Origin of the sequence: Parafrankia sp. Ea1.12 (genome assembly GCF_900465275.1) — a bacterium.
GTDB classification, from domain to species: domain Bacteria; phylum Actinomycetota; class Actinomycetes; order Frankiales; family Frankiaceae; genus Parafrankia; species Parafrankia soli.
Genome location: NZ_UBIZ01000703.1, coordinates 1 through 19,775, shown reverse-complemented (window position 1 = coordinate 19,775; position 19,775 = coordinate 1). Strand labels below are relative to the sequence as shown.

The window sequence follows — 19,775 nt, the reverse complement described above, 5'->3', positions numbered from 1 at the left end:
GACGGGTCATCCCGGTGCGTGGGCCCTGATCACGACTGATTCCCGGCTACTGCGGACAGCCTGCCCGGTTCCGGCGTTCCACTCAACTCCGGGTCCGCCCCTCGCACCGCGGGACGGGCCGCGGTGACCGGTCACTTGCGGCCAGCGGTCCAGTCCAGGCCCCACGAGTACGCCTTGTCCAGCTCGCGGTGTCCGCTGACATACCGGACCTCCCGGCTGACGGAGAAGTCACCACCGGTGTTCGTCAGCAGCGCGATCGCGCACATCCGGGCGCCGCCGGCCCGCTCGTCGAGGCGGACCTCGATCGGCGCGCCCTGGGCCGGGGTCAGCGTCACCACGGCGTCGGCCTGGTCGAAGGAGGCCACGCCCTCGTAGATGAAGGCGAAGACCAGCAGGCGACGGATCTCACCGATCCGGGCGAGGTTGACGTGCAGGTTCTCACCGCCGGTTGCGGCCCCGGTCCGGTCGTCGGCGTCGAGGTTGACGTACGGCGGGTTGTCGAACGAGCCGAAGGCGTTGCCGAGCGCCTGGACCACGCCGGAACGGCCGTCCGCCAGCTCGAACAGGCAGGCCAGGTCGAGGTCGATGCCGCCACTGCCGGCGCTGAGCACCCGCTTGAGGAAGCCGCCCTTACCCCCGCCGCCGCCGCCGGTCCCGGTCTGGTTCCAGTTCAGGTTGACGTGCAGCCGCCCGCCGCCACCCTGCTTGCTCAGCGACACGGTCGGCGTGGACTTGGTCAGCGTGACCTTGCTCAGTGACACCGGCGGCCCCGCCGCCGGTGCGGCGGGTCGTTTGCTGTAGTCGATGCCCATGTTCCGCTCCCTTGCGGTCGGTGGGTGATGGCAGTGGGTGACGGCGGTGGGGTGGTCGGCGGTGAGATAGGTGGTGGGTGGTGGTCGGTGGTGACGTCAGCTCCGGGTGCCGACGACCGGCGCGCTCTCGGGATCGCCGGCGTCCCCGGACTGGTCACCCGCGGCCGCGTCGTCCCCGCCGTCGAGGTTCTCCTGCCGCTCCTTCGAGCGGTGGCGGATCGAGGACAGCAGGGCCAGCCCGATGAACGCCACACCGATCAGCCCGGTGACGATCTCGTGCACCTCGGTCTCGATCGAGACCGCCAGGATGACGGCGAGCGCGCCGATCGCGTAGTGCGCTCCGTGCTCCAGGTAGATGTACTCGCCCAGTGTCCCGCGCCGGACGAGGTACACCGTGATCGACCTGATGTACATGGCGCCGATACCCAGGCCGGCCGCGATGATGAAGATGTTCTGCGAGATGGCGAACGCCCCGACGACGCCGTCGAACGAGAACGACGCGTCGATCACCTCGAGGTAGAGGAACAGGAAGAAGGCGGCCCGGCCGGTCGCGAGGACCACGTCCGAGGTTCCCGTGGTGCGACCGGGTGCCGTGGTCTTCCCCGCTGCCGAGCCGTCGACCCCGGCCTTCTCGTCCTCGTCGTCCTCGTCGTCGTCCGCGCCGATTCCGCGGGCCTCGAAGAACTCGCCCAGCCCGCGGACACCCAGATAGGTGGCGAGACCGGCGACCCCCGCCGTCAGCACCTGCTGGGTGTGGTCGCCGGAGAATGCCTCCCCCACGACCAGCAACGCGACGAGCCCCAGCACGACGGACACGACGTCGAGCTGGCCGGCCCGGCGGAACGGCTCCTCGATGCGCTTGATCCACTGGATCTCGCGCTCCGGGTCGAACATGAAGTCAAGGAAGATCATAAAAAGGAAGATCCCGCCGAAGGCGGCGATCGAGGGGTGCGCGTCGTGCAGCCGGGCCCCGTACTCCTCCTCGTGGTTCAGCGCCAGGTCGAAGACGTCCACCGGGCTGAGATGCGCCGTCAGCGACACGATCACGATCGGGAACAGCAGCCGCATCCCGAACACGGCGATGATGATGCCGACGCTGAGGAAGATGCGCTGCCAGAACTCGCTCATCCGGCGCAGGATCGTCGCGTTGATGACCGCGTTGTCGAACGAGAGGCTGATCTCGAGGACGGCGAGGATGGCGACGATCGCCGCGGCGTCGCCGCCGCCGATCACACCAGCCCCCGCGACCCCGATCACCGTGATGGCGAGGGACCAGCCGAAAATTCGAAGTGCGTGCACTCCTTGAAACACCTCCCGGACCGGCTCACAGTGCTTCGACAGGCGTTTACGGACGAGCTCCGCGGTCCGTACGGAACCCACCACACACAACGTCACACACTGTCGCCGACCGCTGCGTCCAGCTCACCGGGCGGTGTAGGTCCCGCGGTCGAGCGAATCGTAGCCAGGTACGGGTCACTCGGCACGACCGAAACCCGACAGGCACCCACCTTCCCCACCGTCCGTACACGGCTGGATCCATCGGCGCGGACGCGTCGCAGGGGGCCGGCCCGTGACCCGCTCGAGCTCCCGGCCGGGGCCCGCCGGCGGAGCCGGAGTCGATGCCGGGGTCAGCGCCAACGCCGAGGATCACCCCGGGACCAAGTCGTCCCGGGGTGATGTCGCGCACGCGGACGCGAACCGTCAGACGTTCACCCCGTAGTCACGGGCGATTCCCGCGAGGCCGGAGGCGTAGCCCTGGCCGACCGCGCGGAACTTCCACTCCGCCCCGTGCCGGTAGACCTCGCCGAAGACCATGGCGGTCTCGGTCGAGGCGTCCTCGGTGAGGTCGTAGCGCGCGATCTCGGCCTGGCCGGCGGCGTTCACCACGCGGATGAACGCGTTTCGCACCTGCCCGAAGCTCTGCGAGCGCGAGTCCGCGTCGTAGATGGAGACCGGAAAGACGATCTTGTCGATCTCGGTCGGGAGGCCCGCCAGGTCGACGTTGATCTTCTCGTCGTCCCCCTCGCCCTCACCGGTGAGGTTGTCGCCCTGGTGCTCGATCGCGCCTTCCGGGCTCTTCAGGTTGTTGAAGAAGATGAAGTGCCCGTCCGAGACCACCTTGCCGTCCGCCCGGCACGCGATCGCGCTGGCGTCCAGGTCGAAGTCTGCGCCGGTGGTCGTCCGCACGTCCCAGCCGAGACCGACGATGATGTTCGTGAGACCGGGCGCCTCCTTGGTCAGCGACACGTTGCCGCCCTTGCTGAGGCTGACTCCCACTGCTCCTCCAGGTTCGGTGTTGTCGGATGCTCGCCGGGCCGGCTTCCCGGCCGGCCCGGCGCTGTCGCCCGCGCGCGGTGGTCGCGCCGGGGGCGGCGCGCCGCCCCCGGCCGCCCAGGGGTCCGGGCGCCGGCAGCGTACTGCGTCACACATCACGCCCCGGGCCCTCGCGGGTCCGGTGTGTCCGCCTCGGACCCTCGCGGGCCCGGTCTGGTCACCTGCGTCACATGTCCAGCCGCGCGCGAGCCGGCGGGACCTGCCCGGCAGCGACGCGTGCCCCCGGGCAGTTGCCGGCAGCCACCCGCACCGCCACTTCGCCCGAGGGCGACCGCCCCGGCGGCCGTACCCTCCGGCCGCCGTGGCCGGGCCGTGCTCCGCCCGCCCGGCGCCCGGGTCGATCGGAACTCGGTGTTCTGCAGTTCTGTGTTCAGCGGGACGAACGAGCGCGCGACGAGGTTCCCAGATCACCGAGCGTGCCACCACCAAAGGCTCACCACCCCCAGGGGCCACTGTCACCCAAACGACACATCGCCCGAACTCGACGTGCGGCGGGCGATGTGGTGGGCACACCGTCAGAAACGAGCGCCATCGAGGCTCCCAGACCGGCGCAGCGACCCGTCCGACGTCACCCACCGGACACACCACAGTGTCTACGAGAGCAATACTCGCCGCGGAAGGTTAACCACCGGAGCAAGCCGGGAACATCGGTCAGGACCGTGACCATCGGGACAGCACAGGCAGACCCACCACAGAGACAACGTGGGCCCATCCGGTGGTTGCATGCAGTTCACGTGGCGGTGTCACCGAACGCCATGTACAGGGTCGACCATTGAGTCGTGGTTCGTCTGGATAAGGTCCCCATGATGATCGGACGTTCAGTAGGCCGGGTTGTCATCACTGACGCGCGCCCGGTCGTCTCCTGTGGCCAGTGGCCGTCGCGGGCGGTGGAGGGGGAAACCCTCACCGTCAGCGCGACGGTCTTCCGTGAGGGGCATGACCTCATCGGGGCCAATGTCGTTCTTTCCGGCCCCGACGGCCAGGGAGTTCCGTTTACGCGGATGAAACTCGCCGGCGCGGGCACGGACCGCTACGAGGCCGATGTCGCCATGGGCCGCGAGGGCCTGTGGGGCTATCGCGTGGAGGCCTGGGCTGATCCGCTGGCCACCTGGCGGCACGGCATCGAGCTCAAGGTCGGTGCCGGCCAGACGGTGGACGAGCTGGCGGTCGACTTCGAGGACGGCGCGCGGCTGCTGCTGCGCGCGCTGCCCGGAGTGCCCGAGCCCCGCCGGGTCGACATCGCGCGGGCCGTCGCGGTCCTGCGCGATGACAACGTGACGGATCCGCACGAGCGCATGGCCGCCGCCTGCTCCCCGGAGCTGGCCGGTCTGCTCGACGAGCACCCGCTGCGCGAGCTCGTGACCCGCACCCCGTTGTACCGGGTGTGGGTGGACCGCGAGCGGGCGCTCTACGGCAGCTGGTACGAGCTGTTCCCCCGGTCCGAGGGTGCGAGCCTCGACCCACCGCGATCGGGCACCTTCCTCACCGCCGCGGAACGACTGCCGGCCGTCGCCGCGATGGGCTTCGACGTGGTCTATCTGCCACCGATCCACCCGATCGGCGAGATCAACCGCAAGGGCCCGAACAACACCCTCACGCCCGGCCCGGAGGACCCCGGTTCACCGTGGGCCATCGGCAGCTCGCAGGGCGGCCACGACGCCGTCCACCCGGATCTGGGGACCCTGGACGACTTCGACCTCTTCGTCGCGCGGGCCCGCTCGCTCGGCATGGAGGTCGCACTCGACCTGGCGTTGCAGTGCGCGCCGGACCACCCCTGGGCGAAGCACCATCCGGAGTGGTTCGTCGTGCGCAGCGACGGCTCGATCGCGTACGCGGAGAATCCGCCGAAGAAGTACCAGGACATCTACCCCCTGAACTTCGACGCCGACCCGATCGGTCTATATCACGAGATTCTGCGGGTGGTCCGGTTCTGGACGGCCCGCGGCGTCCGGATCTTCCGGGTGGACAATCCGCACACGAAGCCGGTCGAGTTCTGGGAGTGGCTCATCGGCCAGGTCAAGGCGACCGAGCCGGACGTGCTGTTCCTGGCCGAGGCGTTCACCCGCCCGGCGATGATGCACACGCTCGCCAAGATTGGCTTCACCCAGTCCTACACCTACTTCACCTGGCGCAACGAGCGCCGTGAGCTGGAGGAGTACGCGCAGGAGCTGGTCGACGCGGCGCACTACATGCGGCCCAACTTCTTCGTCAACACCCCGGACATCCTGCCCGGGTTCCTGCAGACGGGCGGGCCGGCGGCGTTCCGCATCCGGGCGGTGCTCGCCTCGATGCTCTCCCCGACCTGGGGGGTGTACGCGGGGTACGAGCTGTACGAGAACTCCCCCGTGCGGGCCGGGAGCGAGGAGTACCTCGACTCGGAGAAATACCAGTACAAGCCGCGGGACTGGGCCGGCGCGGAACGCGCCGGGGCCTCGCTGGCGCCCTACCTCACCCGGCTCAACCAGATCCGGCGCGACCACCCGGCCCTGCACTGGATGCGCAACCTGCACATCCACGAGTCCGCGACGCCCGAGATCACAGTCTTCTCCAAACGGCACACCACGGCCCGGGCGGGCGGACCCGCCCTCGGCCGCCTCCGCCCCGACGACGACCTCGTCATCGTCGTCGTCAATCTTGACCCGCATTCGGCCCGGGAGACCACCGTGCGACTGGACATGCCCGCTCTCGGGCTTGACTGGGGCGACCGCTTCGAAGTGCACGACGAGATAACCGGCGCCACCTACCAGTGGGGCCGTGAGAACTACGTCCGCCTGGAGCCGACCGAGCCCGCCCACATCCTGACCGCGCGGCGCCTGCCGTGAACGAGTCGGAACCGTTCGCGGAGCAACCGCTGCGCGAGACCGCGGCCGAGGGCGGCGACACGGGGACGTCCCAGGACCCACTGTGGTTCAAGCGGGCCGTGTTCTACGAGGTCCTCGTCCGCGGCTTCGCCGACTCCAACGGCGACGGCACCGGTGACCTGGCCGGGCTGGTCTCGAAACTGGACTACCTCGAGTGGCTCGGCGTGGACTGCCTGTGGCTGCTGCCCATCTACTCCTCGCCGCTGCGCGACGGCGGGTACGACATCAGCGACTACTTCCAGATCCTCCCCGAGTTCGGGGACCTGGGTGACTTCATCAACCTCGTCGACGAGGCGCACCGGCGCGGGCTACGGATCATCGCCGACCTGGTGATGAACCACACCTCCGACGCACACCCGTGGTTCCAGGCGTCCCGCTCGGACCCGGACGGGCCGTACGGCGACTTCTACGTCTGGTCCGACACCGACGAGAAGTACCCCGACGCCCGGATCATCTTCGTCGACACCGAGAAGTCGAACTGGACCTGGGACCCGGTGCGCGGGCAGTACTACTGGCACCGGTTCTTCTCCCACCAGCCCGACCTCAACTACGACAACCCGGACGTCCAGGAGGCGATGCTGGAGGTCCTGCGCTTCTGGCTCGACCTCGGCCTCGACGGGTTCCGCCTGGACGCCGTTCCCTACCTGTACGTGCGCGAGGGCACGAACGGGGAGAACCTGCCGGAGACGCACGAGTACCTGCGCCGGGTCCGCAAGGAGATCGACGCCAAGTACGCCGACAGGGTCATGCTGGCCGAGGCGAACCAGTGGCCCTCGGACGTCGTCCAGTACTTCGGCAACGACGACGAGTGCCACATGGCCTTCCACTTCCCACTGATGCCGCGCATCTTCATGGCGGTGCGGCGGGAGTCGCGCTACCCGATCTCGGAGATCCTGGCGCAGACCCCGGAGATCCCGCCGAACTGCCAGTGGGGCATCTTCCTGCGCAACCACGACGAGCTGACCCTGGAGATGGTCACCGACGAGGAGCGGGACTACATGTACGCCGAGTACGCGAAGGACCCGCGTATGAAGGCGAACATCGGGATCCGCCGACGCCTCGCCCCGCTGCTGGACAACAGCCGCGACCAGATGGAGCTGTTCACCGCCCTGCTGCTCTCCCTGCCCGGCAGTCCCGTGCTCTACTACGGCGACGAGATCGGTATGGGCGACAACATCTATCTCGGTGACCGCGACGGCGTGCGCACCCCGATGCAGTGGTCCCCGGACCGCAACGCCGGGTTCTCGACAACCGACCCGGCCCGGCTGTACCTACCGGTGATCATGGACCCGGTGTACGGCTACCAGGCACTGAACGTCGAGGCCGAGCAGCGGATGCCGACGTCGTTCCTGTCCTGGACCAGGCGGATGATCGAGGTCCGCAAGCGGCATCCCGTCTTCGGGCTCGGCACCTACGAGGAGCTCGGCGCGTCGAACCCGTCGGTCTTCGCGTATGTCCGGGAGTTCGGTGACGACAGGGTGCTCTGCGTCGCGAACCTCTCCCGGTTCGCCCAGCCCGTCGAGCTCGACCTGCGGAGATTCGCCGGCCTGGTGCCGGTGGAGCTGCTCGGCCGGGTCCATTTCCCACCGGTCGGCGAGCTTCCGTACCTGCTGACACTGCCCGGTCACGGACACTACTGGTTCGCTCTGTCCAATCCGGGGGAATTCACTCAGTAGACGTCAGGACAGCCGTCAGGACATGCGGCTGGACGCGCCGTACGGCTGGCGTCGCCCGCGCGGTGTGTCCGGGCGGAACCGAACCGGGCCGAACCCGGTCGGTTCGGTCTTGATCTCCGGGCCGGACGACGCCAGGATTCACTCCTCCGGTGCCGCGCGGTTCTCCACATCCCGGGCGGCACCCAGGCCGGAGGAGAGCCGCGGAACACGGCGGGGCGGCTCGACGCCGATGACGAAGTGAAAAGTGACGCGCAGGGAGGTCGGGCATGACGGACCACCACTCCGAGCTCACGGCCCTGCTCTCGGACTGGCTGCCCAGGCAGCGCTGGTTCGCGGGCAAGGGCCGGCCGGGCGGGAGGCTGCGCGTCGGGCAGGACGTCCGCCTCAGCCTCGACGCGGCGGTGAAGGCGGCGATGCACCTGCTGGTGGTGGAGGTCCGCTACGACGACGGCGGCCTCTCCGACCACTACCAGGTCCCGGTGGTGATCCGGCCGGACGCCCCCTTCGGCCACGAGGGGTTCCTCATCGGCGAGTCGTCGGTGGGCCTGGTCTACGACGGCCTGCACGACTCCGACGGAAGCGCCGCTCTGCTGGACTACCTGCGCCGGGGCGCGAGCCGCGAGGGGCTGACCGCGACGGCGGTCGAGTCGTTGGACGACCTGCCCGCGCACGCGGTCGGCGCCGAGCAGTCGAACACCTCGATCGTCTACGGCGACGCCTACATCCTGAAGGTCTTCCGCCGCCTGTGGCCCGGGACGAATCCCGATCTGGAGATCACCCGGGTTCTGGCGCGCGCCGGCAGCGAGCACGTGGCCCGGCCGGTGGCCTGGCTGAGCGGGCAGCTCTCCGGCGTCCCGACGACCTTCGCGTTCATGCAGGACTTCCTGCGCACCGGCGCCGAGGGCTGGCTGCTGGCCCTGGCCAGCGTCCGCGACCTCTACGCCGAGGGCGACCTGCACGCCGACGAGGTGGGCGGCGACTTCGCCGCCGAGGCCGAGCGGCTGGGCGCCGCGACCGCCCAGGTGCACCGCGACCTGGCCGCCGCGCTGCCGACCCGGCCCGCCGACGCCGCCGCGCTCGGCGAGGTCGCCGACTACCTGCACAGCCGGCTCGACGCCGCGCTGGCGGCCGTGGCGGAGCTCGCGCCGTTCGAGGCCGCACTGCGGACCGCCTACGACGAGGTCCGCCGCGCCGACCACGCGGCGCCGTTCCAGCGCATCCACGGCGACCTGCATCTCGGCCAGGTGCTGCGGGTGGAGTCGGGCTGGGTGCTGTTCGACTTCGAGGGTGAGCCGGCGCGGCCGGTGCCCGAGCGGACCCTGCTCGAATCCCCGCTGCGCGACATCGCCGGCATGCTCCGGTCGTTCGACTACGCGGCCCAGTCGATGCTGCTCGAGCGCTCCGACGAGCCGTCGCTGGCCTACCGGGCGCTGGAGTGGGCCGACCGCAACCGGGACGCCTTCTGCCGCGGCTACGGCGCGGTGTCCGGCGCGGACCCCCGGGACGGCGGCGCCGTCCTGCGTGGTCTCGAGCTCGACAAGGCCGTGTACGAAGTGCTCTACGAGGCGCGCCACCGGCCGGGCTGGATCAGCATCCCGCTGCGTTCGGTCGAACGGTTGACCGGCGGGCGACCCACCGAGCTCCCCGCGCCCTGAGTGGACAAACGCCCCGTGCGCTGAGCGAACAGCGCTCCCCGCGCCCTGAGCGACACGCCGAAACCCACCGGGGGGGCGCCTGGGTGGGACGCGATCTCGACGACGAGAGAAGGACAGGTGGCCGGAGTGGACGACCCCGACGACACGAGGCGGACCGGATCCGTGAACGGGCGCCCTGACTCGGTGAACCTGTCGAGGTTCACCGACACCGCCGTCGTGGACCGGCCAGGCGTTGTAGAGAGGACCGGCGCCACGGACAGGACCGGTGGCGCGGACAGGACCGGTGGCGCGGATCCGGCGGCCCCGAGCGGTGCTCCGGAACCGACCGCCGCGGCCCGCCCGGCCGGTGCCCCGGAACCGACCGGCACACCGGACCCGGCGAGCGCGCCCCCGCTGGGACTGCCCGGGGAGGTGCTCGACCGCCTCGCCGGCGGAGCGCACCACGACCCGCATGGCGTGCTCGGCGCGCACCCCACCCGGGGCTGGACACTCATCCGCGCGCTGCGCCCCGACGCCACCGCCGTCACCGTCCTCGTCGACGGGACGCGCCACCCGATGACGAGGCTGCACAGCGGTGGGATCTTCGCCCTCGCCGTGCCCGGCGGCATCCCCGACTACCGGTTCGAGGTCACCTACCCCGACTCGACCCACGTGGTCGACGACCCGTACCAGCACCTGCCGACGCTCGGCGAGATCGACCTGCACCTGATCGGCGAGGGACGTCACGAGCGGCTCTGGCACGTCCTGGGCGCGCACCTGCGCCGCCTCGACCGCGGGCCGGGCGGCGGCGCCGGGACAGTCGCGGGGGTCAGCTTCGCGGTCTGGGCGCCGAACGCCCGCGGTGTGCGGGTGGTCGGCGACTTCGACTTCTGGGACGGCCGCGGCTTCCCGATGCGCTCGCTGGGCTCGTCGGGCGTCTGGGAGCTGTTCGTCCCCGGTATCGGGGCCGGCACCCGCTACAAGTACGAGATCCTCGGCTCTGACGGCGTGTGGCGGCAGAAGGCGGACCCGCTTGCCTTCGCCACCGAGCAGCCCCCGGCCACCGCCAGCGTGGTCCACGAGTCGAGCTACACCTGGGACGACGCGGCCTGGCTCGAGCGGCGTGCGAGCATCCCCTGGCACGCCGCGCCGGTCAGCATCTACGAGGTGCACCTGGCCTCGTGGCGGCGCGGCCTGAGCTACCTCGAGCTGGCCGAGCAGCTCGTCGAGTACGTGCGCGAGAACGGCTTCACCCACGTCGAGATGCTGCCGGTTGCCGAGCACCCGTTCGGTGGCTCCTGGGGCTACCAGGTCACCTCGTACTACGCGCCGACGTCCCGCTTCGGCAGCCCGGACGAGTTCCGGCACCTCGTCGACGCGCTGCACGCCGCCGGGATCGGCGTGATCGTCGACTGGGTGCCCGCCCACTTCCCCCGGGACGCCTTCGCGCTGGGCCGCTTCGACGGCACCCCGCTCTACGAGCACCCCGACCCGCGCCGCGGCGAGCAGCCCGACTGGGGCACCTACGTCTTCGACTTCGGCCGGTCCGAGGTGCGCAACTTCCTCGTCGCCAACGCGCTGTACTGGCTGGAGGAGTTCCACGTCGACGGGCTGCGGGTCGACGCCGTCGCCTCGATGCTCTACCTCGACTACTCCCGGCCCTCGGGCGAGTGGGTGCCCAACGCGCACGGCGGCCGGGAGAACCTGGAGGCCGTCTCGCTGCTGCAGGAGGTCAACGCGACCGTCTACCGGCGGGTGCCGGGAGCGATGATGATCGCCGAGGAGTCGACGGCCTGGCCCGGCGTGACCCGCCCGACCCACCTCGGGGGCCTCGGCTTCGGCTTCAAGTGGAACATGGGCTGGATGCACGACACCCTCGACTACTCGTCGCGGGCGCCGCTGTTCCGCACCTACCACCACCACCAGATGACGTTCTCGCTGATGTACGCGTTCTCCGAGAACTTCGTCCTGCCGTTCAGCCACGACGAGGTCGTGCACGGCAAGGGCTCGCTGCTGCGCAAGATGCCGGGTGACCGCCGGGCCCAGCTGGCCAACCTGCGGGCGCTCTACGGCTACATGTGGGCGCACCCCGGCAAGCAGCTGCTGTTCATGGGCTGCGAGTTCGCCCAGGACAACGAGTGGAGCGAGGCCACCTCGCTGGACTGGCACCTGCTCGGCGAGGCCGGGCACGGCGGGGTGGCCCGCCTGGTCCGCGACCTCAACCACACCTACCGGGAGATCCCGGCCCTGTGGGAGCGCGACTCCGATCCGAGCGGCTTCTCGTGGATCGACGCCAGCGACGCCGAGAACAACGTCTTCGCGTTCGTACGCTGGGGTGAGGACGGCGAGCGGGCGCTGGCGTGCGTGACGAACTTCGCCGGCGTCGGCCAGGTCGGCTACCGCCTCGGCTTCCCGTTTCCGGGCCGCTGGCGCGAGGTGCTCAACACCGACGCGCTCGACTACGGCGGCGGCGGCATGGGGAACCTCGGCGGGATCACCGCGGTGGCGGACCCGTCGCACGGCCTGCCCGCCTCGGCGGCCCTGTCACTTCCCCCGCTGGGCACCGTCTGGTTCGTGCACGAGCCGGCCGACGGCGGACCTGCCGGCGACGGAACTTCTGCCGACGGGCAGGCCGACAACGAGCTGACCGCCGGCGAGCCGGCAGACGGCGTGCGGTCCGACCCCGAGGCCTGACAGCCGGGCCCCGCCGGGGCGACCGGTCCTCGTCGGACTCGGCCTCCCCGGCGGCACACCGCGGCTCCGCGGTGACAGCAGTGTCAGACAGACGTGCTCAGAACAGGGCGGCGGCGAGGGCCCGCCGGGCCGGGGCGACCGCCGGCTCGCCGTCGCCCAGCGCCTGGAACAGCCCGACCAGATGCGCCCGCAGCTTCTCCCGGTCGTCGCCCGAGGTGCGGCGGACGAGGTCGACGAGGCGGCCCAGGCCGGTGGCCGGGTCGCCCTGGGCGATGGTCAGGTCGGCCACCGCGAGCGCCGCCTCGACGTCGTCGGGGTTCTCCGAGAGCCGCTGACGCAGCCAGGCCGGGTCGTAGCCGCGCACCCGCCGCAGCAGCTCCACCCGGGCCAGGCCGAGGGTGGCGTCCGCGTCCCCGGGGGCCTCGGCGAGCTGGGCCTGGTAGGCGGCGGCCGCCGCGTCCAGGTCGCCGGTGGCCATCGCGTCCTCCGCGGCGGCGATGTTCGGCGGCAGCGCGGGACCGCCCTCGGCTCCCGCCCCCGGCAGCCCGCCCATCGCCTCCCCGACGACGCTCAGGAGCTGGTCCAGCCAGCCGCGCACCTCCCGCTCGGGGACCGCGCCGGTGAACTCTCCGATGATCCGACCGCCGACCACCGCCTTGACCGCGGGGATGCCCTGCACGCCCGCGGCCTGCGCGAGACCGGGGTTGGCGTCGACGTCCACCTTGGCGAGCACCCAGCGACCACCGTCGGCGGCGGCGAGGCGCTCCAGGACGGGGCTGAGCTGCTTGCACGGCCCGCACCACTCGGCCCAGAAGTCGATGACCACGGGAACCTGCATGGAACGGTTCACGACGTCCTCGGCGAACGTCGCCTCGGTCACGTCGATCACGACCGGGCCGGCGGCACCGGCGGGCGCCGCGCCGCCGGGAGAGCCGCCGGGGCCGGCCCGGCCGGCCGGGGGCGCCGGCGGCTGGGCCGGCTTCGGGTCTAGGGGAACCGCACCGGCGAGCCGTAGGCCGCCGAGGGTGTCGGGCATACTGCCCGGCCCGCCCCTGCGCGGCGAGCCGGGTGGGACAGGTGACCTCCGCTGCATGTCTCCATCGTTACACCCGGCGGTCGCGGTCAGGACGCCCCCGGGCCACTTTTCCGCGCGTGGTCACCCCGGTGGCAACACCCGGACACCCGGAGACCCCGCGCCCGGCCTCAGCCGCCGGCCAGGTGGCGCTCGACGCTGGCGACCTTGGCGTGCAGCGCGTCGCTCACGCCCTCGCGTAGATCAGCCTTGAGCACCAGGCTCACCCGTCCACACCGGGCCGCCACGGCCTCGGTGGCCCGCCGTACGACGTCCATCACCTCGGCCCACTCGCCCTCGATGATCGTGAACATCGCGTTGGTCTCGTTCGGCAGGCCGGAGTCGCGTACGACCCGGACCGCCTCGGCGACCGGAGCCGAGACGTCCTCGCCGAGACCGATGGGAGTGACGCTGAAGGCAACAAGCATGTGGACAGGCCTACCATGCCTCGCGCTGCGGACACGGAGGTCCGTGCTGGTTCCACGCGGAGTCGAACCATGGGTGCCCACCCGACCGGAGAGCCATTTTTCGCGACGAACCCGTCACGGGATGTTGATGCTAGGTGAGAATTGACCGGAGTTCACCAAACCCGGGACAACGCGCGCTGACGGTACGCCCTACCATGACCCGCCGTGGGGTGGATGCAGACTTATGACGAGGCAGACGAGGCTTAGGTGGGGCTGAGTACCCTGCTCGACACGCTGACCGACCTGGTGGTGGTCGTCGGCGGTGACGGGCGTGTCCTCGAACTCGGCGCGGCCGCGCGCGCGTTCGTGGGAGACCGGATCGGCACGGCGCCGCACCTGCACGACCTGTCCGACGTGGTCGATCCCGCGTGCCGGGTCGAGCTCGCCGGCCCGGTGTCGCAGGCACTGGCCCGGACGGGCGTGTGGCGGGGCACCGTCTCGCTGATCGACCTGGCCGGCACGACCGCGCCGTACACGGTCACGGCGCGGCTGGACCCGGCCGGCGGGATGGTCATAGTCGCCCGCGACACCGTCGATGCGCGTGCCCGCCGGGCCGCCGAGACCGAGTCGCGGTCCAAGGACGAGTTCGTCGCGCGGCTCGGCCACGAGCTGCGCACACCGCTGAACGCGATGCTCGGGTTCGCCCAGCTCCTCGAGCTCGAACCGCTCACGCCCGACCTGCACGAGGACGTCGAGCGCATCATCACCGGCGGCCGCCACATGCAGGCCCTGATCGACGACGTCCTCGACCTGGCGCGGCTGCGCGCCGGGCGCGGTGACATCAACAAGGGGCCGGTGAACGTGCTGGACATCGTCCAGGGCGTGGTCGAGCTGGTCGAGCCGCTGGCCGAGCGCCGCGGGATCCGGCGGATCATCCATCCGGCCCGGCCGCTGATCGCCGACGCGGACCGCCGCCGGCTGTGGCAGGTCCTGCTGAACCTGGTCGGCAACGCGCTGAAGTACGGCCGGGAGGGCGGCAACGTCCGGGTCGGCGTGGTCCCGGTCACCGGTTCACGGATCCGCATCGAGGTGGAGGACGACGGGATCGGGCTGTCCCCGTCCGCGCTGTCCCGGCTGTTCCGGCCGTTCGAGCGCCTCGGGGCCGAGGACACCGGAGTCGAGGGCAGCGGCCTCGGTCTGGCCCTCTCCCACGCCCTTGTGACGGCGATGGGCGGTGTTCTGACGGTTGCCAGCAGGCCCGGGGTGGGCAGCGTCTTCGCGGTCGTCCTGGACGCCGTGGACGTCCGTTACGACCACACCGAGGATGACCCGGACGACTTCATGGGCGACGGGCAGCTCGAGCCGGGTGGCCTTCGTGTGGTCCATGTCAGCGGCGACCCGGGGCTGCGCGCCCTGGTCAGCGACACCCTGGCGAGCGCGCTCGGGGCGGACACCATCAGCGTGCCGCGCGGGGCCCTCGCGGTCGAGGCCATCCGGCGGGCCCGCCCGTCGCTGGTCCTCCTCGACCGCGACCTGCCGGACGTGACCGCGGTCGACCTCCTCCCCCGGCTGGCCGCGGACCCGGTGGCGGGCACCGTCCCCGCCCTGGTGCTGACCACCGAGGTGGACCCGGACGAGTGGACCCGCCTGCGCCAGGCGGGCGCCGTACAGGTCCTCGGCATGCCGCTGGACGTCACCTCGCTGATCGCCGCCACCTCGCAGCTCACCACCGCCTGACGCCTGGAGGGCGGCCGGCTGTCAGCTGGCCGCCCTGGCAGCTGACCGTCGCGTCACCCGGAGCGCGGGAGGTGGGGGTCGGGGATGGCGGCCAGGAGGGTGGCGGCCGCGGTATAGGGGTCGAGGCGGCCGGAGGTGACCTGGCGGGCCAGGTCGGCCAGCTGGGCCGCGCCGTTGAGCCTGCCCAGCCGGGCCCGCATGCCGGCCAGGGCGATCTGGGAGATCTCCTCGGCCGCGCGGTGCAGCCGGCGGCGTTCGAGCTCACCGGACGCCCGCAGCCAGTCGTGGTGGCGCTCGATCGCGTCCAGGAGCTTCGGCACGCCCTTCCCGGTCGCGGCCTCGAGTCGCACGACCTCGGGCCGCCAGCCGGCTTCCGTCTCCCCACCGGCCGCCGTGCCACCGACCGCCCTGCCACCGGCCATCCGGACGGCGGCGACGAGGTCGCGGTAGGTGTGGTCGGCGCCGGGACGGTCGGCCTTGTTGACGACGAGGATGTCGGCGATCTCCATGATGCCGGCCTTGGCCGCCTGGATCCCGTCCCCCATGCCCGGGGCGAGCAGGACCAGCGTGGTGTCGGCCAGCGAGGCGACATCCACCTCGGCCTGGCCGACACCGACGGTCTCGATCAGCACGATGTCGAAGCCGGCCGCGTCGAGGACCCTCAGCGCCTGTGGGGTGGCCCAGGACAGCCCGCCGAGGTTGCCCCTGGTGGCCAGGGAGCGGACGAACACGTCCGGGTCGGTGGCGTGCTCGACCATCCGGACCCGGTCGCCCAGCAGCGCGCCGCCGGTGAACGGGGAGCTCGGGTCGATCGCGAGCACGCCCACCCGCAGCCCGCGAGCCCGGAAGGCGCCGACCAGCGCCGAGGTGGACGTCGACTTCCCCACCCCGGGAGCCCCGGTCAGACCGATCACCCGGGCCCGGCCGGTGTGCGGGGCGAGCAGGGCGCTCACCTCGCGCAGGGCGTCGGATTCGTCCTCGACGAGCGAGATCAGGCGGGCCACCGCGCGCCGGTCACCGGCCAGGGCGGCGGTGGTGAGCTCCGCCGGGCTCGGGCGCGCGGCGCGCGCCCGCCCGGCTGGAGCGACCCCGGCGGAGCCCGCGCTCACGCCGGAGCCCGAGCTCACGCCGGAACGCGCAGCACCAGGGCGTCACCCTGGCCGCCGCCGCCGCACAGCGCCGCCGCGCCGATGCCGCCGCCGCGACGCTGCAGCTCGAGCAGGAGGGTGAGCGCGACCCGGGTGCCGGACATCCCGACCGGGTGGCCGACCGCGATCGCGCCGCCGTTGACGTTGGTGATGTCCGGGCCGATCCCCAGCTCGCGCATCGACTGGATGCCGACGGCCGCGAACGCCTCGTTGATCTCGACGAGGTCGAGGTCGGCCGGGGTCAGCTTCTCCTTCGCCAGGGCGGCGAGGATCGCGTTCGACGGCTGGGAGTGCAGGGACGAGTCCGGGCCGGACACGTAGCCGTGGTGGCCCACCTCGGCGATGATCGGCAGGCCCAGCTCCTCGGCCTTCGCCCGGCTCGTCACGACGACCGCGGCCGCGCCGTCCGAGATCTGGGAGGCCGAGCCGGCGGTGATCGAGCCGGCCTTGTCGAACGCCGGGCGCAGCTTGGCCAAGCTCTCCGCGGTCGTCTCGGCCCGGACGCCCTCGTCCGCGCTGACGACGATCGGGTCGCCGCGGCGCTGGGGCACCTCGACCGGGACGATCTCGTTCTCGAACAGGCCGTTCTTCGCCGCGGCCGCGGCCCGCTGATGGGACCGGGCGCTGAACTCGTCCTGCTCCTCGCGGGTGATGCCGTAGCGGGAGTTGTACCGGTCTGTCGCGAGACCCATCGACACCTGGTCGAACCCGCAGGTGAGGGCATCCACCGCGATCGAGTCCGTCAGGGTGGTGTCGCCGTACTTGACGCCGCCACGCAGCGCGGGCAGCAGGTGCGGCGCGCGGGTCATCGACTCCATGCCACCGGCCACGATGACGTCGTACTGACCGCTGGAGATGTAGAGGTCCGCCAGCGAGATGGCGTTCAGGCCCGACAGGCACACCTTGTTGACGCTGGTGGACGGCACCGTCATCGGGATGCCGCCCTTCACGGCGGCCTGGCGGGCGGCGGCCTGTCCGGCGCCGGCCTGGATGACCTGGCCCAGGATGACGTAGTCGACGGCGTCGCCGGCCAGCCCGGCCCGCTCGAGCGCGGCGCGGATGGCGATACCGCCCAGGTCGACCGCGGTGAAGTCCTTGAGGGCGCCGGAGAGCTTGCCGATCGGGGTGCGCGCACCGGCCACGATGACAGAACCAGGCATGGACGCCTCCTAGGTCACGGGTACCGGCTCGCGCGGCACCGGCCCTGCACGATTACCCCCGCGATATGCCGCGAGGCTACCCCCGCGATGTGCCGCGACCGCGTTCCGCCGGCCACGACAGCCGGACGGGTGGGGAGAACAAAACTCTCCCAGCAACAATAACGTGATCTTGGTGGACGCGCCGGGGGTGCCGCCCGCCGGAACAGCCCCAGGGCGGCCCTGTGTGACGAACATCGCCCGCCGCGCCCGGAGGAGCGGCGGCCGGGAGGAGCGGCGGCGAACCACGGCGGCGGTCAGGACGAACGGGCCGTCGGCCTACCGGTCAGGAAGAACGGACCGGTGGGCGGACCGGTCAGGAGAAGACGCCGCAGGATGCCCGGAACTGGCTGTTCGCGCCCGACGCCGGCATCTGGGTGGTCGTGCCCTGCCCGGCCGTGACCAGCCCCTCCAGGGTGAGCTGGAGCGGGGTGGTGACGACCTGGAAGTCCGTTCCGACGGTCGACGACGTGCCGGCGACGAGCCGCATCCCGGTCTCGTCGCAGCCGAAGCCGGCGTTGTCGCGCTGGCCGGCGGACAGGCGCACTCCGGGGCCGAGGGTGACCGGCGCGAGCACGTCCCGCGCGGCGTAGCGGAGCATCGTGTACTCCTCGATGCCGTCGCGGGTCGCGGTGCGGACCAGAATCTCGGCGAAGCCGTCGACGTTCGCGTCCACGACGGCGTGAACCGTCGGAAGCTGCAGGCCGGGCAGGTCGACGCTGGTGGTCCTGCCACTGCGGGAGAGGGTCACCTCGATCTTCGAGGTCGTCTCGTTGACCCGGACCGGGTCGCCGATCCCGTCCCCGTCCACGTCGCTGGCGCCCGCCGGCCGGGTAACGGGGGTGGGCAGGTCCGCAGCACCGGAGCCGCCAGGCCCCGGCGTCGAGCTCGCGGGCGGGCTCGACGGGCTCACGGTGGACGGCGGGGTCGTCGCCGCCACCGACGGGCTGGACGTCGCCCGCGGCGGCCTGGTCGAGCCGGGGACGCCGTTGCCGCCGTTCGAGCCGCCAGACCCCCGGTGGACGGGGTGGCCGGCCGGCTGGTCTCGGAGAGCACCGAGGACACCAGCGGCGGTGCGGCAGGCTCGACGACCTGCTGGTTCGACGACTTCGGCCGGACCGCGACGATGGCCAGGACGATCAGGGCGGCCATCGCCACGCCACCGGTGGCCATCAGCGGCAGGCGCCACCAGCGGCGGCGCTCCACCCCGGCCCGGATGCGGTGCAGCGCGTCGGGGGACGCCCGCACGGGCTCCACCGCCGCCCGCAGCAGGCGGGTGAGCTCCTCCGGTTCGAGCCCGCTGCTCACCGCAGGCCCTCCAGCTTGCCGCTCAGTGCCGCCAGCCCCCGTGACGTGTAGGCCTTCACCGACCCGACGCTGCAGCCCATCACCGCGGCGGCGTCAGCCTCCGACATGTCCGCGTAGTAGCGGAGCACGACCGCTTCCCGTTGCCGTCTGGGCAGCTCCCGCAGTGCCTGGACGACGGCGGCCCGCTCGACCAGAGAGTAGGCCCCCTCTTCGGCGCTCGCGGCGTCGGGCATCGGCTTGGGGGCGTGCTTGAGAGCGACCAGTCGACGCCGGAGGGTGGACCGTGCGAGATTGACCACCGTCTGACGGAGGTAGGCCAGGGCCTTGTCCCGGTCCTGGAGCCGACCCCAGGCACCGTGCACCCGGATGTAGGCGTCCTGCACGACCTCCTCGCACAACCCGATGTCATCCAGCAGCAGTGCCGCGAGACGGACGAGGGATCGGTAGTGCTCGGAGTACAACGCCGTCAGAGCGGCGTCGGCGTCCCGCGCGACGGCGCTACGGGCGGCGTCGCTCCGCGCAGGCACGGGCCGCCACCCTTCCACGACTGTCATGGGCGCGGTCACGCAAAGTCTGACGCGCGCCGACCCTCCAAGGTTGTCCCAGAAGTTCTATCGCGTCGCGCGGCACGCCGACACCCCTCAGTTCTCCTGGCCCGCCGACCTGCGGGTCGTCCACCACGCCGGGCGGCGGAGCCCCGCCACCGGGCACCCGACAGACGCCGGAGGTAGATCGAGAATGAAGCGGATCCTCGAAGCGATCATGGCTGGTGGGGGGCGTTCGCCGGAGCGGCGGGCGGAGTTCGGGGCGTTGGCGGTGCCGGAGTCGTACCGGGGTGTGGTGGTGCGCAAGGACGAGGTGGGGATGTTCGAGGGGCGGGTGTCGCGGGAGAAGGA

The 19,775-nt window shown here is 71.7% G+C and carries 15 protein-coding genes and 1 pseudogene; 6 read left to right on the top strand and 10 right to left on the bottom strand.

The window, feature by feature from the left end:
* Positions 1 to 131: 131 nt before the first annotated feature.
* From FMEAI12_RS35745 to FMEAI12_RS35735, 3 genes are all read right to left on the bottom strand, one after another.
* Positions 132 to 812: a Tellurium resistance gene (locus tag FMEAI12_RS35745; protein ID WP_112109412.1), complete on the bottom strand. Its 681-nt coding sequence runs from the start codon at positions 810 to 812 to the stop codon at positions 132 to 134.
* A 96-nt stretch (positions 813 to 908) separates the two neighbouring features.
* Positions 909 to 2,111 carry a DUF475 domain-containing protein gene (locus tag FMEAI12_RS35740; RefSeq protein WP_071065999.1) on the bottom strand — a complete coding sequence of 401 codons (1,203 nt, stop codon included), beginning with the start codon at positions 2,109 to 2,111 and terminating at the stop codon, positions 909 to 911.
* Positions 2,112 to 2,513: 402 nt separating this feature from the next.
* On the bottom strand, positions 2,514 to 3,089 hold the full coding sequence (locus FMEAI12_RS35735) for a TerD family protein (RefSeq protein WP_020458691.1): 576 nt from the start codon (positions 3,087 to 3,089) through the stop codon (positions 2,514 to 2,516).
* Positions 3,090 to 3,949: 860 nt separating this feature from the next.
* Here FMEAI12_RS35735 and FMEAI12_RS35730 point away from each other — a divergent pair.
* From FMEAI12_RS35730 to glgB, 4 genes are all read left to right on the top strand, one after another.
* The gene (locus FMEAI12_RS35730; RefSeq protein WP_112109411.1) at positions 3,950 to 5,968 is read left to right on the top strand and encodes an alpha-1,4-glucan--maltose-1-phosphate maltosyltransferase; all 2,019 of its coding nucleotides are present in this window, start codon (positions 3,950 to 3,952) and stop codon (positions 5,966 to 5,968) included.
* Positions 5,965 to 7,683, top strand: coding sequence for a maltose alpha-D-glucosyltransferase (gene treS, locus FMEAI12_RS35725; RefSeq protein WP_071065997.1), 1,719 nt, complete (start codon positions 5,965 to 5,967; stop codon positions 7,681 to 7,683). The genes FMEAI12_RS35730 and treS overlap by 4 nt, the downstream gene beginning before the upstream one ends.
* 266 nt (positions 7,684 to 7,949) lie before the next feature.
* Entirely contained in the window at positions 7,950 to 9,338 is a 1,389-nt protein-coding gene (locus FMEAI12_RS35715; RefSeq protein ID WP_112109410.1) for an aminoglycoside phosphotransferase, read from the top strand.
* A 411-nt stretch (positions 9,339 to 9,749) separates the two neighbouring features.
* Positions 9,750 to 12,011 (top strand): 1,4-alpha-glucan branching protein GlgB, encoded by a 2,262-nt coding sequence (gene glgB / locus FMEAI12_RS35710; RefSeq protein ID WP_368672147.1) that lies wholly within the window; start codon positions 9,750 to 9,752, stop codon positions 12,009 to 12,011.
* A 97-nt stretch (positions 12,012 to 12,108) separates the two neighbouring features.
* On the opposite strand, the gene FMEAI12_RS35705 is transcribed toward glgB, so the two are convergent.
* Together FMEAI12_RS35705 and FMEAI12_RS35700 are read right to left on the bottom strand one after the other, a co-directional pair.
* Complete coding sequence (locus FMEAI12_RS35705; protein WP_112109408.1) at positions 12,109 to 13,047, bottom strand: tetratricopeptide repeat protein; 939 nt, start codon at positions 13,045 to 13,047, stop codon at positions 12,109 to 12,111.
* Between the two features lie 167 nt (positions 13,048 to 13,214).
* The gene (locus FMEAI12_RS35700) at positions 13,215 to 13,511 is read right to left on the bottom strand and encodes an MTH1187 family thiamine-binding protein (protein WP_020458684.1); all 297 of its coding nucleotides are present in this window, start codon (positions 13,509 to 13,511) and stop codon (positions 13,215 to 13,217) included.
* A gap of 246 nt (positions 13,512 to 13,757) precedes the next feature.
* On the opposite strand from FMEAI12_RS35700, the gene FMEAI12_RS35695 reads away from it, so the two are divergent.
* Positions 13,758 to 15,227 (top strand): hybrid sensor histidine kinase/response regulator, encoded by a 1,470-nt coding sequence (locus FMEAI12_RS35695; RefSeq protein ID WP_112109407.1) that lies wholly within the window; start codon positions 13,758 to 13,760, stop codon positions 15,225 to 15,227.
* Positions 15,228 to 15,280: 53 nt separating this feature from the next.
* On the opposite strand, the gene meaB is transcribed toward FMEAI12_RS35695, so the two are convergent.
* From meaB to FMEAI12_RS35675, 5 genes are all read right to left on the bottom strand, one after another.
* Complete coding sequence (meaB, locus tag FMEAI12_RS35690; protein ID WP_112109414.1) at positions 15,281 to 16,336, bottom strand: methylmalonyl Co-A mutase-associated GTPase MeaB; 1,056 nt, start codon at positions 16,334 to 16,336, stop codon at positions 15,281 to 15,283.
* A 14-nt stretch (positions 16,337 to 16,350) separates the two neighbouring features.
* Complete coding sequence (locus FMEAI12_RS35685; protein ID WP_112109406.1) at positions 16,351 to 17,535, bottom strand: acetyl-CoA C-acetyltransferase; 1,185 nt, start codon at positions 17,533 to 17,535, stop codon at positions 16,351 to 16,353.
* Between the two features lie 352 nt (positions 17,536 to 17,887).
* Positions 17,888 to 18,511, bottom strand: a complete 624-nt coding sequence (locus FMEAI12_RS39105) for a hypothetical protein (RefSeq protein WP_235015145.1) — start codon at positions 18,509 to 18,511, stop codon at positions 17,888 to 17,890.
* A complete protein-coding gene (locus FMEAI12_RS39100; RefSeq protein ID WP_235015143.1) occupies positions 18,481 to 18,879 on the bottom strand; it encodes a hypothetical protein in 399 nt (132 codons plus the stop codon). Before FMEAI12_RS39100 ends, FMEAI12_RS39105 begins: the two co-directional genes overlap by 31 nt.
* A complete protein-coding gene (locus FMEAI12_RS35675) occupies positions 18,876 to 19,433 on the bottom strand; it encodes a SigE family RNA polymerase sigma factor (protein ID WP_050796088.1) in 558 nt (185 codons plus the stop codon). The genes FMEAI12_RS39100 and FMEAI12_RS35675 overlap by 4 nt, the downstream gene beginning before the upstream one ends.
* 184 nt (positions 19,434 to 19,617) lie before the next feature.
* Between FMEAI12_RS35675 and FMEAI12_RS35670 the strand changes: the two are divergent.
* A pseudogene (locus tag FMEAI12_RS35670) lies at positions 19,618 to 19,775 on the top strand (crotonyl-CoA carboxylase/reductase); the annotation flags it as partial.